13 protein-coding genes are annotated in these 13,770 nt (G+C 64.5%); 8 read left to right on the top strand and 5 right to left on the bottom strand.

Annotated features, from left to right (window positions below; all coding sequences use genetic code 11):
• The first annotated feature begins 155 nt into the window (after nucleotides 1-155).
• The gene (locus tag FJ956_RS20360) at nucleotides 156-914 is read left to right on the top strand and encodes an NIPSNAP family protein (protein ID WP_140678503.1); all 759 of its coding nucleotides are present in this window, start codon (nucleotides 156-158) and stop codon (nucleotides 912-914) included.
• Here FJ956_RS20360 and FJ956_RS20355 read toward each other — a convergent pair whose 3' ends face one another.
• Together FJ956_RS20355 and choX are read right to left on the bottom strand one after the other, a co-directional pair.
• Nucleotides 915-1,751 carry an alpha/beta hydrolase gene (locus FJ956_RS20355; RefSeq protein ID WP_140678505.1) on the bottom strand — a complete coding sequence of 279 codons (837 nt, stop codon included), beginning with the start codon at nucleotides 1,749-1,751 and terminating at the stop codon, nucleotides 915-917.
• The gene (choX, locus tag FJ956_RS20350) at nucleotides 1,748-2,686 is read right to left on the bottom strand and encodes a choline ABC transporter substrate-binding protein (protein WP_140678507.1); all 939 of its coding nucleotides are present in this window, start codon (nucleotides 2,684-2,686) and stop codon (nucleotides 1,748-1,750) included. Before choX ends, FJ956_RS20355 begins: the two co-directional genes overlap by 4 nt.
• Nucleotides 2,687-2,769: 83 nt before the next feature.
• On the opposite strand from choX, the gene betI reads away from it, so the two are divergent.
• Nucleotides 2,770-3,420, top strand: a complete 651-nt coding sequence (betI, locus tag FJ956_RS20345; protein ID WP_140678509.1) for a transcriptional regulator BetI — start codon at nucleotides 2,770-2,772, stop codon at nucleotides 3,418-3,420.
• Nucleotides 3,421-3,493: 73 nt separating this feature from the next.
• Here the strand turns inward: betI and FJ956_RS20340 are convergent, their stop codons facing one another.
• Nucleotides 3,494-4,465 carry a LysR family transcriptional regulator gene (locus tag FJ956_RS20340; RefSeq protein WP_140678511.1) on the bottom strand — a complete coding sequence of 324 codons (972 nt, stop codon included), beginning with the start codon at nucleotides 4,463-4,465 and terminating at the stop codon, nucleotides 3,494-3,496.
• A gap of 89 nt (nucleotides 4,466-4,554) precedes the next feature.
• Between FJ956_RS20340 and FJ956_RS20335 the strand changes: the two genes are divergently transcribed.
• The 4 genes from FJ956_RS20335 to FJ956_RS20320 all read left to right on the top strand — a co-directional run bounded on the left by FJ956_RS20335 (nucleotide 4,555) and on the right by FJ956_RS20320 (nucleotide 8,069).
• On the top strand, nucleotides 4,555-5,028 hold the full coding sequence (locus FJ956_RS20335) for a cupin domain-containing protein (protein ID WP_348641071.1): 474 nt from the start codon (nucleotides 4,555-4,557) through the stop codon (nucleotides 5,026-5,028).
• A 261-nt stretch (nucleotides 5,029-5,289) separates the two neighbouring features.
• Nucleotides 5,290-6,687 carry a class II fumarate hydratase gene (fumC, locus tag FJ956_RS20330; protein ID WP_140678515.1) on the top strand — a complete coding sequence of 466 codons (1,398 nt, stop codon included), beginning with the start codon at nucleotides 5,290-5,292 and terminating at the stop codon, nucleotides 6,685-6,687.
• 427 nt (nucleotides 6,688-7,114) lie between these two features.
• Nucleotides 7,115-7,531, top strand: a complete 417-nt coding sequence (locus FJ956_RS20325) for a DoxX family protein (protein WP_140678517.1) — start codon at nucleotides 7,115-7,117, stop codon at nucleotides 7,529-7,531.
• A 115-nt stretch (nucleotides 7,532-7,646) separates the two neighbouring features.
• A complete protein-coding gene (locus FJ956_RS20320) occupies nucleotides 7,647-8,069 on the top strand; it encodes a DoxX family protein (RefSeq protein WP_140678519.1) in 423 nt (140 codons plus the stop codon).
• 4 nt (nucleotides 8,070-8,073) lie between these two features.
• On the opposite strand, the gene ppx is transcribed toward FJ956_RS20320, so the two are convergent.
• Nucleotides 8,074-9,609 (bottom strand): exopolyphosphatase, encoded by a 1,536-nt coding sequence (ppx, locus tag FJ956_RS20315; RefSeq protein WP_140678521.1) that lies wholly within the window; start codon nucleotides 9,607-9,609, stop codon nucleotides 8,074-8,076.
• On the bottom strand, nucleotides 9,606-11,801 hold the full coding sequence (locus tag FJ956_RS20310) for an RNA degradosome polyphosphate kinase (RefSeq protein WP_140678523.1): 2,196 nt from the start codon (nucleotides 11,799-11,801) through the stop codon (nucleotides 9,606-9,608). The genes ppx and FJ956_RS20310 overlap by 4 nt, the downstream gene beginning before the upstream one ends.
• Nucleotides 11,802-12,052: 251 nt before the next feature.
• Between FJ956_RS20310 and FJ956_RS20305 the strand changes: the two genes are divergently transcribed.
• Together FJ956_RS20305 and FJ956_RS20300 are read left to right on the top strand one after the other, a co-directional pair.
• On the top strand, nucleotides 12,053-12,298 hold the full coding sequence (locus FJ956_RS20305) for a zinc-finger domain-containing protein (RefSeq protein WP_112097842.1): 246 nt from the start codon (nucleotides 12,053-12,055) through the stop codon (nucleotides 12,296-12,298).
• A 15-nt stretch (nucleotides 12,299-12,313) separates the two neighbouring features.
• Complete coding sequence (locus FJ956_RS20300) at nucleotides 12,314-13,546, top strand: FAD-dependent monooxygenase (protein WP_140678525.1); 1,233 nt, start codon at nucleotides 12,314-12,316, stop codon at nucleotides 13,544-13,546.
• Nucleotides 13,547-13,770: the final 224 nt, after the last annotated feature.

Below are 13,770 nucleotides of genomic sequence, written 5' to 3'. Positions count from 1 at the left end.
TCCGCTGGAACACCCCTCATCCGTCTCGTCGCTAGCGCGCCGATCCACCTTCTCCCACAAGGGGAGAAGGGGAAAATCACGATAGCAGATTGACAAAACAGGACAACCGGTCTGTTTATAAAACAGGACGATCACCCTGTTTTGAGATTCTGGCCATGAACCGACCTTCCCGCCTTGCCTCACCCGTCGTCGAGCTCAGGCAATACACGCTGAAGCCGAAGCAGCGCGAGACGCTGATCACGCTGTTCGACCGGGAGTTCGTCGAAACGCAGGAAGCGACGGGCATGACCATCATCGGCCAGTTCCGCGATCTCGACCGCCCCGACATGTTCGTCTGGCTGCGCGGCTTCGAGGACATGGAGGCGAGAAAGGGTGCGCTAGGCGCCTTCTATGGCGGGCCGGTTTGGGCAGCGCATCGCGACGCCGCCAATGCGACGATGATCGATTCCGACGACGTGTTGCTGCTGAAGCCGGCCTGGCCGGATGCGGCGTTCGACCTCTCAGACTTACAGCGACCGACAACCGCCGAAGCTGAAAGCATGAACGGCGGAAGGCGTTTGCCTGGTTTTGTTGAGATTTCGATTCATCATTTGCGGCCAGGCGCCGAGACCGCCTTTGCCGAGCGTTTCCGGACGGAGGCGGTCCCGCTGCTCGCGGCAGATGGCGCCCGGCTGCTCGGCGCCTTCGTCAGCGAGCATGCCGAAAACACCTTTCCGCGCTTGCCAGTGCGCGCCGCTGACAATGTCTTCGTCATCGTCACTGGGTCCGACGATGGCGATGCCCATGCCGGCCATCGGGCCGCCCTCGCCGGTTCGCCGGCATGGCGTGCGATCCACGAAGCCTTGCAAGCCGCTTCCACGAAGCCGGCCGAGATGTTGCGCCTCGTGCCTACAGCCCGATCGCTTTTGAGATAGTCACCCGGTCGGCAGCATGCCTGCTATTGCCTCGGCGACAAAGGCAGGATCTTCCCAATGCGGGTTGTGGCCGCAATCCTGCGCCCAGATCGTACGCGATCCGGCCAGCGCCCCTGCCATCGACTGCTGGTGCGCTTCGCCGAAGAGCGGATCGCGCCCGCCGGCGATGATCAGTGTTGGGACCTGAATGGCCCGCGCAGCGGCGGTCAGATCGGTGCGGCGGACTTCTTCAAGAATGGCGCGCCAGCGCGCCGCGGGAATCGCGGACGCGTCCTTCGCGAGGCCGGCGAGAAAAGCCCGCGGCACGCCTAGCCGGCAGGCATGCCACCACTCATAGAACGGATCGGACGGCGAGATCGGGTCGCGCAAGGCCGCCACGCCATCGATCAGTTGGTGATCCAATCCGAAATCGGCCTTCAGGGTGCTGGCCAGGATCACCAGCCCACCGATCAGGTCCGGATATTGTGCGGCCAGCGCGATCGACACCATGCCGCCCAGCGAATGGCCGACGACGACCGGCCGGTCGAGCCGCAGGCGCCGGATCAACCCGGCCATGTCGTTGGCGAAATCAGCGACGCCGCAGCCCTCGCCCGCCTGCGAGGCCCCGTGGCCACGCAGATCCGGCATGATCAGCCGGCGGCCGGGAAGATGCGGCGCCAGCAGCGAAAAGCTGCGGCTGGTGTCGGTGAAGCCATGAACCAGAACAAGCGGCGGCTCCGAGCCGGCGATCTCGACATAGGCAAGGTCGAGACCGCCGACCTCGGCGATACGCTTGCGCCCGGCCCAGGCGGCCTGCTCGACTTCCTGCTCCTCAGGCTCCGATAGCGCCGGCCTCACAGTCCGAGCTTTTCCTTGACCGCGGCAAGGCCGGGCTTGCCATCGAAGGTGGTGACGCCGGCGAGCCACGCATCGAGGCGGTCCCTGTGCAAGGCGATCGACTTCAGCGCCCCGTCCTCCGGCTTCATGCCATCATTGATGAGGTAGCCCATGCCGACATTTTCCATGTCGATGTCGAAGCTGAGATTCTTCAGGAACTGCCCAACGTTCGGGCATTCCTGCAGAAAGCCCTTGCGCACCTGGGTGGTCACGGTGGCTGCACCGAAATTCGGGCCGAAGAACTTGTCGCCGCCGGTCAGATACTTGAAGTCGTACATCGTGTTCATCGGATGCGGCGCCCAGCCCTGGAAGACGATGAACTGCTTCTCCTTGATCTCGTAGCCTACCTCCGAGAGCATGCCGGCCTCGCTGGACTCGACCACCTGCCAGCCGTCCAGGCCGTATTGCGGATCGGCAATGGCGTCCATCATGAGCTGATTGGATCCGGGCTCGATGCCGTACATCTTCTTGCCGAACTTGTCGGCGAATTTGTGCAGGTCCGACAGGTCCTTGACGCCGGCGTCCCAGACATAGGTCGGCACGGCGAAGGTGTATTTGGCGCCGACCAGGTTGACGCGCACATTCTCGATCGAGCCGTCTTTCTTGTAGGGCTCGTAATAGGTGACCATCGCCGGATCCCAGTAGCCGAGGAACAGGTCGAGGTCTTTGTTCTTGATCCCCTCATAGATGACGTTGATGCCGAGCACCTCGCTCTGCGGTTCGTAGCCGAGCGCCTGGAGCAGCACCTTGGCCACGCCGGTGGTGAAGGCGAGATCGTTCCAGCCGGGTTCGGCCATGCGGACCGTTTTGCAGCTCTCGGCCTCGGCGGCGCGGGCCGCCTGGGAAGCCAGCATCAGGGCCGCGAGACAAACGCCATTCGCAAGCATGCGCAACATTCCGGTTCTCCTCTTTCGGATCGTTTTGACCCATAGGTCATTTTATTGTCCCATTGGTCAATTGTTGATCTGGACGGGCGAAAATGTCAACATGGATTCGCCATGCATGGATCGCTCCAGTGAAACTCACGCGCCTCAGCGACATACGCCGCAAGGAGCTGCGGCAGGCGGCCTTCGCCGTTCTGGAGCGCGAGGGCATCGCCGGCGCGACGCTGGAAAAGGTCGCGGCCCAGGCCGGCGCCTCGAAGGGCATCGTGCTGCATTATTTCCGCAACAAGCAGGAGCTGTTCGAGCACGCCATGCGCGAGGCGAACGCCGTGCTCTGTCACGCCGTGGTCGCCCGGCTTCAGCGGGCGCGGACGCCGTTGGAACGGCTGGACGCCGTGATCGAGGGCAATTTCGAGGAGCATTTGTTCCTGCCGCCGCTCTGCCATGCCTGGCTGTCACTCTGCGCCGAGGTGCCGCGCGACGAGAAGCTGGCGCGCATCCAGAGGGTCATCCACGCGCGCATGCGCTCGAACCTTCTGTCCGGGTTGCGCGGCCTCGCTTCGCCGGAACTGGCCGAGGAGATCGTGCTCGGCGTTACCGCGCTGATCGACGGGCTGTGGCTCAGGCTCGGCCTGCAGCCGGGCAGCGTCACGCGCGAGCAGGCGGTGCGCCAGGTCAAGGATTTCGTCGCGGGGCGGCTTGCCCTTCGCCAGCCCGCGCCCGTCGGGTTAGCCTCGGCCGGATAAGGTTCAGACCCGGCGGTAGCTGCCGCGCTTGACCGCCCCGTTGCTCGGCCCTGCATTCCCGCTCCAAGGGCGGCTACACCGCCAGGTGAGCGCTGGCAGGGCCGTCCCAATCCTTGAACCCAAGTTTTCCGATCTCATCGAGGATCTGCTCGCGGATCCAGCGATGCGGTGGCTCATCGTCGCGGCGGGCGTGCCAGTACATCCTGACCGCCGGCGACGGAATCGCGATCGGCGCCCGATAGATGCCGATCGGCAGGGATTTTGCCGCCGAGACCGCGAACTGCGTTGGAACTGCGGCTAGATAAGGTCCGCTCGCGACCGCCAGCGCAACGGCCTGGAAGTGCGGCAAAGCGAGCATGACGCGGCGCCTCCGGCCCATCCTGCCCAGCGCATCGTCGGTGAAGCCCGACATCGACCCGTCGATGGAGCGCAGCGCGTGCGGCAGCGCGCAGAAGAGGTCGAGCGGCACCTCTTCGCCCTCGGCGATCCCTGCCTGGCCGAGCGCGGCATTGTCCTTCGCCGCGATAATGGCGAAAGGCGAGCCAAACAGCGCCACGCTTGAGACCCACTCCGCGACCTCCAGCGGGCGCTCCAGCGCAAGGTCGATCCGATCTTCCTGCAACAGCTTCGAGACGTCGCCAATGGCGCTGTCGAGGAAACGGAACGATACGCCGGGCGCCACCGCCGCAATGCGCGTGGCGAAGGGCGGCATCAGGAGCATGGAGAAGAAATCCGCGCCCATGAAGGTGAAGGTCCGTTCCAGCCTTGCCGGATCGAAATCGGTCGTCGGCTGAAAGGCGCGCTCGATCTCACCCAGCGCCGCGCGCACCGGCTCCGCCAGGCTTTCGGCGCGCGGCGTCGGCACCATGTCGTTGCCGCGGCGCACGAAGAGCTGGTCGTTCAGCGCATGGCGCAGGCGGTTGAGTGCGGCGCTCACCGCGGGCTGGCTGAGGCCGATCTGCTCGCCGGCGCGCGTCACGCTCTTCTCGCGCAGAAGCGCGTCGAGAACTCTCACAAGGTTGAGGTCGAGCGCGTTCAAATTCATCGCATCAATCCGCCCCATACGATCATTCGATTTCCATCGCCGGCTCGTCCTTGCTTAGGTCACCGTCGAAAGGGAGAGCAGTTATGACAATGATCAACACGACCATCGCAGGCAAGGAACTCCTCTGGTTCAACAACACGCTCGTCGCCATCCAGGTTTCGTCAACCGACGGCGAGGACGGCATCTGCGTCGTCGAGCACCGCCAGCCCCACGGCGATTCCGCGCCGCTGCACGTGCATCGCAATGAGGACGAGGTTTTTCATATCCTCGAGGGCCGGATACGTTTCGTCGTCGATGGCCGCGAGCGGATTGCAGGCGCCGGCGAAACGGTGCTAGCGCCGAAAGGCCTGCCGCACACTTACAGGGTCGAGTCTCTCGAAGGCGCGCATACACTCACCGTGACGCGCGGTTCGGATTTTGAGACGATGGTGCGCAAGGCTAGTCGCCCTGCGGAGCGTGCCGAGTTGCCGCCAGTGGCGATGCCGACGCCGGAGATGGTTGCGGAGTTGACAAGGCTGTGCGCGCAGAACGGCATCGATATTGTTGGGCCGCCGCTAGGGTGAGCCTTCCCTTCTCCCCTTGTGGGAGAAGGTGGATCGGCGCGCAGCGCCGAGACGGATGAGGGGTGTTCCAGCGGAGCGGGACGCTGGTTTTCCCTGGAACACCCCTCATCCGTCGCCTTCGGCGACACCTTCTCCCACAAGGGGAGAAGGAAGAGGGGCGCCCTTCAACCGATTTGCGCCACGCTGGCCCGCAATCTCCGCTTGATGCCGTTTGTGCAACGCGATACGCCCTTGCCCAAATCGACAGACCGGAGATTTCCCGTGAGTGCTCAAAAGACCAGAACCGAAACCGATACGTTCGGTCCCATCGAGGTGGCGGCCGACCGCTATTGGGGCGCGCAGGCGCAGCGTTCGCTGGGCAATTTCAAGATCGGCTGGGAGAAGCAGCCGGCTTCGATCGTGCGCGCGCTCGGCATCGTCAAGCGCGCCGCGGCCGAAGTGAACATGGAGATGAAGCGGCTCGATCCCGCGATAGGCAAGGCGATCGTCGAGGCGGCGCAGGAAGTGATCGACGGCAAGCTCGACGAGCACTTCCCGCTGGTTGTCTGGCAGACCGGCTCCGGCACGCAATCCAACATGAACGCCAATGAGGTGATCTCCAACCGGGCGATCGAGATGCTCGGCGGCGTGATGGGTTCGAAGAAGCCGGTGCATCCGAACGACCACGTCAATATGAGCCAGTCGTCCAACGACACCTATCCGACGGCCATGCACATCGCCTGCGCAGAGCGGGTCGTGCATCACCTGATCCCTGCGTTGCATCATCTGCACAAGGCGCTCGACGCCAAGGCTCGCGCCTTCAACCACATCATCAAGATCGGCCGCACGCACACGCAGGACGCCACGCCGCTGACCCTTGGCCAGGAATTTTCCGGCTATGCCGCGCAGGTCGCCTCCTCGATCAAGCGCATCAATCTGACGCTGCCGGGCTTGCAGGAACTGGCGCAGGGCGGCACCGCCGTCGGCACCGGCCTCAACGCGCCGGTCGGCTTTGCGGAAAAGGTGGCGGACCGCATCGCTTCGATCACTGGCATCGCCTTCGTGACCGCGCCTAACAAGTTCGAGGCGCTCGCGGCACATGATTCCATGGTGTTCTCGCATGGCGCGATCAACGCGGCGGCGGGGGCGCTGTTCAAGATCGCCAACGACATCCGCCTGCTCGGGTCCGGACCGCGCTCGGGCCTCGGCGAGCTGTCGCTGCCGGAAAACGAGCCGGGCTCCTCGATCATGCCGGGCAAGGTCAACCCGACCCAGTGCGAGGCGCTGACGCAGGTCTGCGTGCAGGTGTTCGGCAACAATGCAGCGCTCACCTTCGCCGGCAGCCAGGGCCATTTCGAGCTCAATGTCTACAACCCGCTGATGGCCTACAATTTCCTGCAGTCGGTGCAACTGCTGGCCGACGCCTCCGTGTCCTTCACCGACAATTGCGTGGTCGGCATCGAGGCGCGCGAGGACAACATCAAGGCCGCGCTCGAGCGCTCGCTGATGCTGGTGACGGCGTTGGCGCCGACCATCGGTTACGACAACGCCGCCAAGATCGCCAAGACCGCGCATAAGAACGGCACGACCTTGCGCGAGGAGGCCTTGGCCACCGGGCTGGTCAACGAAGCCGATTACGACCGGCTGGTACGGCCGGAGGACATGACGCATCCGGGGTAGACGGTCGTTGCTTCAGGCTGCCATAGCCTCGCGACGTCGTCATTACAGGGCGAAGCAGGAGCGAAGCTCCGTCGCGGAGACCCCTGGAATCCATGCCGTTACCTGAGTCGAAGGACGCAGCGGAGCAGAACCTGCGTGGCCGCGGCTGTTTTGATGTCATGGCATGGATCCTCGGGTCTGCGCCGCGTCGCTTCGCTCCTTGCTTCGCCCGTGGATGACGAAGTGACGAGCGTTTCGGCTAATTTCCAAAGCATTTTGCGGCAACATAATTTGCTTCTCCAACCCAATCCGCCGACATGATTTTCGCGCGCGACCGCGAATGTCAGGAACATCCATCCTGTGAACAATGTGTCGCCACATAGGCGGCTTTGGTGAACAGTCTTCGTCGTCTATCTGACGGACCATTCAACCCGTTCGGAGAACCGCCATGTCCATCAACTCTTCCGTCGCCGGCACCGCGTCCAATAGTTCCACCACGATCCTCCTGGGGCGCGTTCTGCTCGCCGTCATCTTCCTGCTTTCCGGCTTCGGCAAGCTCACCGCCATTTCCGGCACCGCCGGCTATTTCGGCAGCCTCGGCCTGCCGGTGCCGACCGTCACCGCTATCGTCGTCGGCCTGATCGAGCTGCTCGGCGGCCTTGCCATCCTCGTCGGCTTCCAGACCCGTATCGCCGCCTGGGTGCTCGCCATCTTCACCATCGCCACCGGGCTGGTCGCTCACACCGGCTGGGCCGACCAGATGCAGATGATCCAGTTCCTCAAGAACCTCGCCATCACCGGCGGCTTCATCCTGCTCGCCTCGTCCGGCGCCGGCGCCTATTCGATCGACGCCAAGCGCGCCTGAGCCTTTCCTCCCAAGCCTTAAACGCAAGCGGCGCGGAATTTTCCGCGCCGCTTTTTCGTTGCAGGCGTAGACTGCACCGGCAGCCGGCCTCATACGCCGGCAAGGGAGGTTGGCCATGTTTCGCAACGCGTTGCTTCTGGTCTCACGGCTGCTGTTGGCCGCGCTGTTCGTACCGTCGGGCTTCCAGGCGCTCACCAATATCGCCGGCACGACCAGTTACTTCGCCGGCCTGGGCCTGCCGCTACCGACCTTGGCGGCCTGGGGCACAGGCCTGTTCGAGTTGATCGCCGGGTTGTTGATCCTCGTCGGTTTCCAGACGCGGATCGTGGCGCTGCTGCTTGCCGCCTTCAGCGTAGCCGCCGGTTTCATCGGCCATTACGGCCAGGGCGCGGACGACGCCACGCTGGCCTTCCTGCACCAGCAGATGCTGATGAAGGACATCGCCATCGCCGGCGGCTTCCTGGCGCTCGCCATGGCTGGCGCCGGCGCATGGTCGACTGACGGGCGTGGCTTTGGGATCGGCGCCAACGTCACCTGATCTGTTATTTCACCGAAACGCTCGGCCCGCCCTCGACCGCCAGCATGAGCCGGCGGTTGGTGATGCGCGCGAGTTGTGCCAGCCGGCCGGCCGGGCGCTCACCATAGAGGTCGGAAAGCGAGGCCGGCAGCACCAGCGCGAGCGCGCCGTTGCCGCGGCTTTCCCATTTCACCCTCGGCATCACGCCCGGCATTGCCGCCGTCAGCAAATAGACCACGCGCATCATGGCCGCGAGCGTGCGGGCGCGTTCCAGAATGCGCGGCGGCGCCAGCGCCTTGATCTCAGGCGCGATGCCGTCGTTGAAGACGCCGTCATGGCGATAGGCGCTGGCCAAAGCCAGATAGGCGCGGCCCGGATGGTCGACGCCGATGAAGGAGGCATGCGCGATGATGTTGAGCGACTGCCGGCCGCGATATTCCGGATGCGCGCGCCAGCCGATGTCGGCAAGCAGGCAGGCGGCGTGGCGGTAGCGCGCCTCATCCTCCGTCTCGTCGATGCCGAAGGCCTTGAACGCCTTGCCGGTCCATTCGACCAGGTCATGCGCGTGATGCACCGAGCGCGAGCGCAATAGCGCCAATTCCTCGGCGGCCGAGATCAGCGGGTCGGCCTTCTGCTCGGCGGCGTCGAGCAGCGAATAGAGAAAGCCTTCGCGCACGCCCTGCGCCGAGACGACAATCTTCGAGGGCTGCATGGCAGACATGATCTCCTGCAGCACGATGGCGCCGTAGGGTAGGAGCGAGCGGCGGTTCTTGGAGACGCCCTCGATGCCCTTCACCTTCTCGACCTCGCTGCGGGCGACCTGCTTTAGGAAAGTCTGCGCGCTGTCGGCCGATATCTCGTAGTGATGCATGACGCCGAGCGGGTAGTTGTTCATCTCCATATGCAGCCGGGCAAGGTTTCGCCAGGTGCCGCCGACGGCGTAGAAAACCCTGCCCTGCCCGCCCTTCAGAAGCTTCGCCCGCGCCAGTTCCTGGCGCGCGATCTTCTGCGCCTGCACGAGCGAGTTCCTGGCCATGTCCTGCAGGCGCAGGCCGCCGAGCGGCAACGTGATGCCGTCGCCCATCGCTTCGCCATTGATGTCGATCAGCTCAAGGCTGCCGCCGCCAAGATCGCCGGCGATGCCGTTGGCCGGATGGAAGCCGGAAATGACGCCGAGCGCCGAATAATAGGCTTCCTGACGACCGGTGAGCACGCGGATGTCGGTCTTCAGAACGTCCTCGGCACGATGGATGAAATCAGGGCCGTTGCCTGCCTCGCGCGCCGCCGCGGTGGCCAGCACATACATATGCTCGGCGCCGGCTTGATCCGAAAGCGCGCGAAAACGGCGGAATTCCTCCATCGATCGCGTCACCGCCTCGGGGTCGAGCTTGCCCGTCGAAACGATGCCGCGGCCGAGGCCGGCCAGCATCTTCTCGTTGAACAGAAGCGTCGGCGAGCGCGCCAGCCCTTCATAGACGACAAGGCGGATCGAGTTCGATCCGATGTCGATGATCGACAGCGGCCGCCGGTCCTGAAGCCGGCCCTGGGAAACTGCAATCACGCGGCGCTGTTCTTCTTGCGGCGCTTGAACTGGGCAATGCGCTTGGGCGCATGCGATTTCAGCGCGTCGCCCCGCCCGGAGAGGCTCGGATTGGTCATGAAATATTCCTGCGCGTTGAACGGCTCCTCGCCCTCCTCCAGCACAACGCGCCGGGAGGTGCCGTCAGCCAATACGTCGAAACTTTGCTGGTTGTCCATGATGTTGCCCAGCATGATCTGGCCAAGCACCTGTTCATGCACAGTTGGATTGGTGATCGGCACCAGGGTCTCGACGCGGCGGTCGAGATTGCGCGGCATCATGTCGGCCGACGAGATGTAGACGACCGCCTCGTCCGACGGCAGGCCGTGGCCGTTGCCGAAGCAGAAGATGCGGCTGTGCTCGAGGAAGCGGCCGACGATCGATTTCACCCTGATATTCTCGGAAAGACCCGGCACCTGCGGCCGCAGACAACAGATGCCGCGCACCACGAGGTCGACCTCGACACCGGCGCGGCTGGCGTCGTAAAGCGCGTCGATGATGGTCGGATCGACTAGCGCGTTCATCTTCATCCAGATGCGCGCCGGTCGGCCTTCGCGGGCATGGACGATCTCGTCCGAGATGTGTTTCAGGATGCGGTTGCGCAGCGTGAAGGGCGATACGGCAAGGCGCATCTCCTCGGCGGGCTCGGCGTAGCCGGTGATGAAATTGAAGAGCTGCGCGACATCGCGCGCGATCGTCGGGTCGGTGGTGAAGAAGGACAGGTCGGTGTAGATGCGGGCGGTAACCGGGTGGTAGTTGCCGGTGCCGAGATGCACGTAGTTGCGCAGCCGGCCATCCTCGCGGCGCACGATCAAAGACATCTTGGCGTGGGTCTTCAGCTCCAGGAAGCCGAACACGACCTGCACGCCGGCGCGTTCGAGGTCGCGCGCCCAGCGGATGTTGGCTTCCTCGTCGAAGCGCGCCTTGAGCTCGACAAGCGCCGTGACCGACTTGCCGGCCTCGGCGGCGTCGATCAGCGCGCGCACGATCGGGCTGTCGTTGGAGGTGCGGTAGAGCGTCTGCTTGATCGCAACCACTTCCGGGTCGGCGGCGGCTTGGCGCAGGAACTGCACCACCACGTCGAAGGACTCGTATGGGTGATGAACGACGATGTCCTTCTCGCGGATGGCGGCGAAGCAGTCGCCGCCATGCTCGCGGATGCGCTCGGGAAAGCGCGGATTGTAGGGCGTGAATTTGAGGTCGTCGCGCGGAATGGCGACGATCTCGGAGATCTGGTTGAGCGCAAGCGGACCGGTGAGCACGCTGATACGGCTCGACGAGACGCCGAGCTCGCCGGCGACGAAGTCCCGCAACGCGGCCGGCATCAGCGTGTCGAACTCGATGCGGATCACAGAGCCGCGGCGGCGCCGCTTCAGCGCCGTTTCGAACAGGCGCACCAGGTCTTCCGACTCTTCCTCGACCTCGATGTCGCTGTCGCGGATGATGCGGAACGTGCCGGAGCCCTTGACCTCGTAGCCGGGGAAAAGCTTGCCGATATAGATGCCGACCACTTCCTCCAACGGAATGAAGCGGACATGGTTCTTGCGGTCGGGCAGGCGGATGAAACGCCTGAGCGCCACCGGCAGGCGCAGCAGCGCGCTCATCTCCTCGCCATTCTTGCGATGGCGCAGTTGCAGCGCGATGGAAAAGCCGAGATTGGGGATGAACGGAAACGGATGCGCCGGGTCGATCGACAGCGGCGTCAGCACCGGGAAAACCTGCTCCTGGAAATGCTCTTCCAGCCAGGCCTTCTCGTCCTTGGTGAGCGCATCGCGGGTGATGCTTTCGATGCCTTCCTTATTGAGCAGGACCATCAGCGCCGAGAGGCTCTTCTGCTGGTCCTCCTGCAGGCGCTCGACCTCGCGCAGCAATTGCTCGAGCTGCTGCTCGGGCGTGCGGCCGTCAGGGCTTTTCAGGGCGATGCCCTCGCGCACCTGGCCGGCAAGGCCGGCGACGCGGACCATGAAGAACTCGTCGAGATTGGCGGCCGAGATCGACAGGAAGCGGACGCGTTCGAGCAGCGGATGGTGCTCGTTCAGCGATTCCTCCAGCACGCGGCGGTTGAATTGCAGCCAGGAGAACTCGCGGTTGACGAAACGGTCGGGATTGCCGCCGTCCGGGCTGGCCGCCTCGACGGTGATGAACTCGCTCTGCACAGGCTTCAGTTCGTTCATGGTTTCCCGCTCTACCCGCAACCGTTCCCAGGAGGCGCCCGCATATTGCCGTTGGGCGACGCTCTAACATGTCTTTGTGACGCATGATCGTCACGGAATCGATCCGTGCCGGCCCCATGCGCTTAACCGGCTCAACTTATCCTCTGCCAGCCTTTTGCGACAGTTTGATTTCATCGATCTTGCAAACGGACCTGTTATGCTCCAGATGCAGACGGGTCACACCCACTGGCCGAACCCAATTGGAGACGACGATGGCAGGCGGTAGCATTCCCCATTTCCAGAACGACGCGGGCCATCCGGTCATCGAGATCGGCGTCAGGGAATTCATGTGCACCGGCGCAAACCCGCCTTTCGACCATCCGCACGTGTTCCTCGACATGGGCGACGACAATGAAAAAGTCTGCCCCTACTGCTCGACGCTCTATCGCTATTCACCGTCACTGAAGGCGACGGAGACGCAGCCGGCCGGCTGCCTCTATGTCGACCAGGCCGCCTGACCTTTTTTCCCAACCATGGCTGAAACACGGTCCCGGCAAATCGTCATCGCCGGGGCTGGCATTGCCGGGCTGACGGCGGCGCTCGCCTTTGCCGAGCGCGGTTTCCCGGTAAAATTGTTCGAGCAGGCAAAGCAACTCGAGGCGGCCGGCGCCGGCCTCCAGCTTTCCCCCAACGCGACCCGCATCCTGCGCCGGCTTGGTGTGCTCGACCGCCTGCTGCCCGACGCGATCCGGCCGCAAGCGGTAGTGCTGAAGGACGCAAGAAGCCTGCGCGAGCTGGCGCGCGTGCCGCTTGGGGAAGCCGGAGAAAAGCGCTGGGGCGCGCCCTATCTGGCGGCGCATCGCGCCGACCTGCAGGCGGCGCTGACGGCTGCAGTGGCACAACGGCCGGACATCGAGCTTGTCACCGGCGCGCGCGTGACCGGCATCGCCGTCGACCCGCAAAGCGTGACCGCGACGGTCGAGATCGACGGCAAAGCGACGAATGTCACGGGCGGCCTGCTGGTCGGAGCGGACGGTGTTTGGTCTTCGCTTCGCGCGGGGCTTGCCAAGAGGGTCGGCTTTGCGGCGAGCCGCTTTTCGGGCGAGCTCGCCTGGCGCGCGACGGTCCCTGCGGAAAGCGCCGCCGGCCAGGCCTTTGCGCAAATCGGCGCCGCAAACTGCGTCACCACCTTCCTGCATCCTGGCTTCCACATGGTCGCCTATCCGGTGAGCAAGGGCCGCGCCTTCAACCTTGCGGCCTTCACCAAAGGCGAGCGCATCGCCGAAGGCTGGTCCGGTCATGCGGACCCTGCGATCCTTTCAGGCGCCATCCGAGGCACGGCGACGGCGCTGTCGAGGCTGGTTGCGCTCGCCGGCCCCTGGACGGCGTTCCCCATCCACACGGTCGAGCAGCGCCGCTGGACGATGCCGGACGGCATCGCGCTGATCGGCGACGCCGCGCATGCCATGACGCCGTTCGCGGCCCAGGGCGCGGCGATGGGGATCGAGGACGCCTCGATGCTCGCCAATCTGATCGCCGATTTTCCCGGCGATCCAAGGCAGAGCCTGACGGTTTGGGAGAATCTCAGACGGCCGCGCGTCGAAAAGGTGCTGAAACGCGGCGCGCTCAATCGCCTCGCCTGGCATGCCAAGGGACCGGTGGCGATCGCCCGCAACCTGGTGCTGGCGACGCGGCCGGCGGAGAAGCTCGCCGCGGACTTGGACTGGCTGTATGGCTGGGAGGAGCGGAAGGTTGTCAGGAGGTAAGCTTGATTGTGCGAAAGCAAGATAGGCGGCGGGACAGCGCCCCCCTCTGTCCTGCCGGATATCTACCCCACTTGGGGGAGATCAGATGTCACGGCGGCTTTCGCCAACCTCCAACGTCGCAGGAGAAGCGCCGACGGCGAAACCGCCAATCTCCCCCCTCGTGGAGAGATGTCCGGCAGGACAGAGGGGGGCGCGAAGGAACACGACGTTTGCGACCTCGCGCC

The organism is Mesorhizobium sp. B2-4-3, assembly GCF_006442815.1.
In the GTDB taxonomy this organism is placed as follows: domain Bacteria; phylum Pseudomonadota; class Alphaproteobacteria; order Rhizobiales; family Rhizobiaceae; genus Mesorhizobium.
Note: the sequence above shows the minus strand (reverse complement) of the source record. Positions and strands in the feature narration are given on the sequence as shown.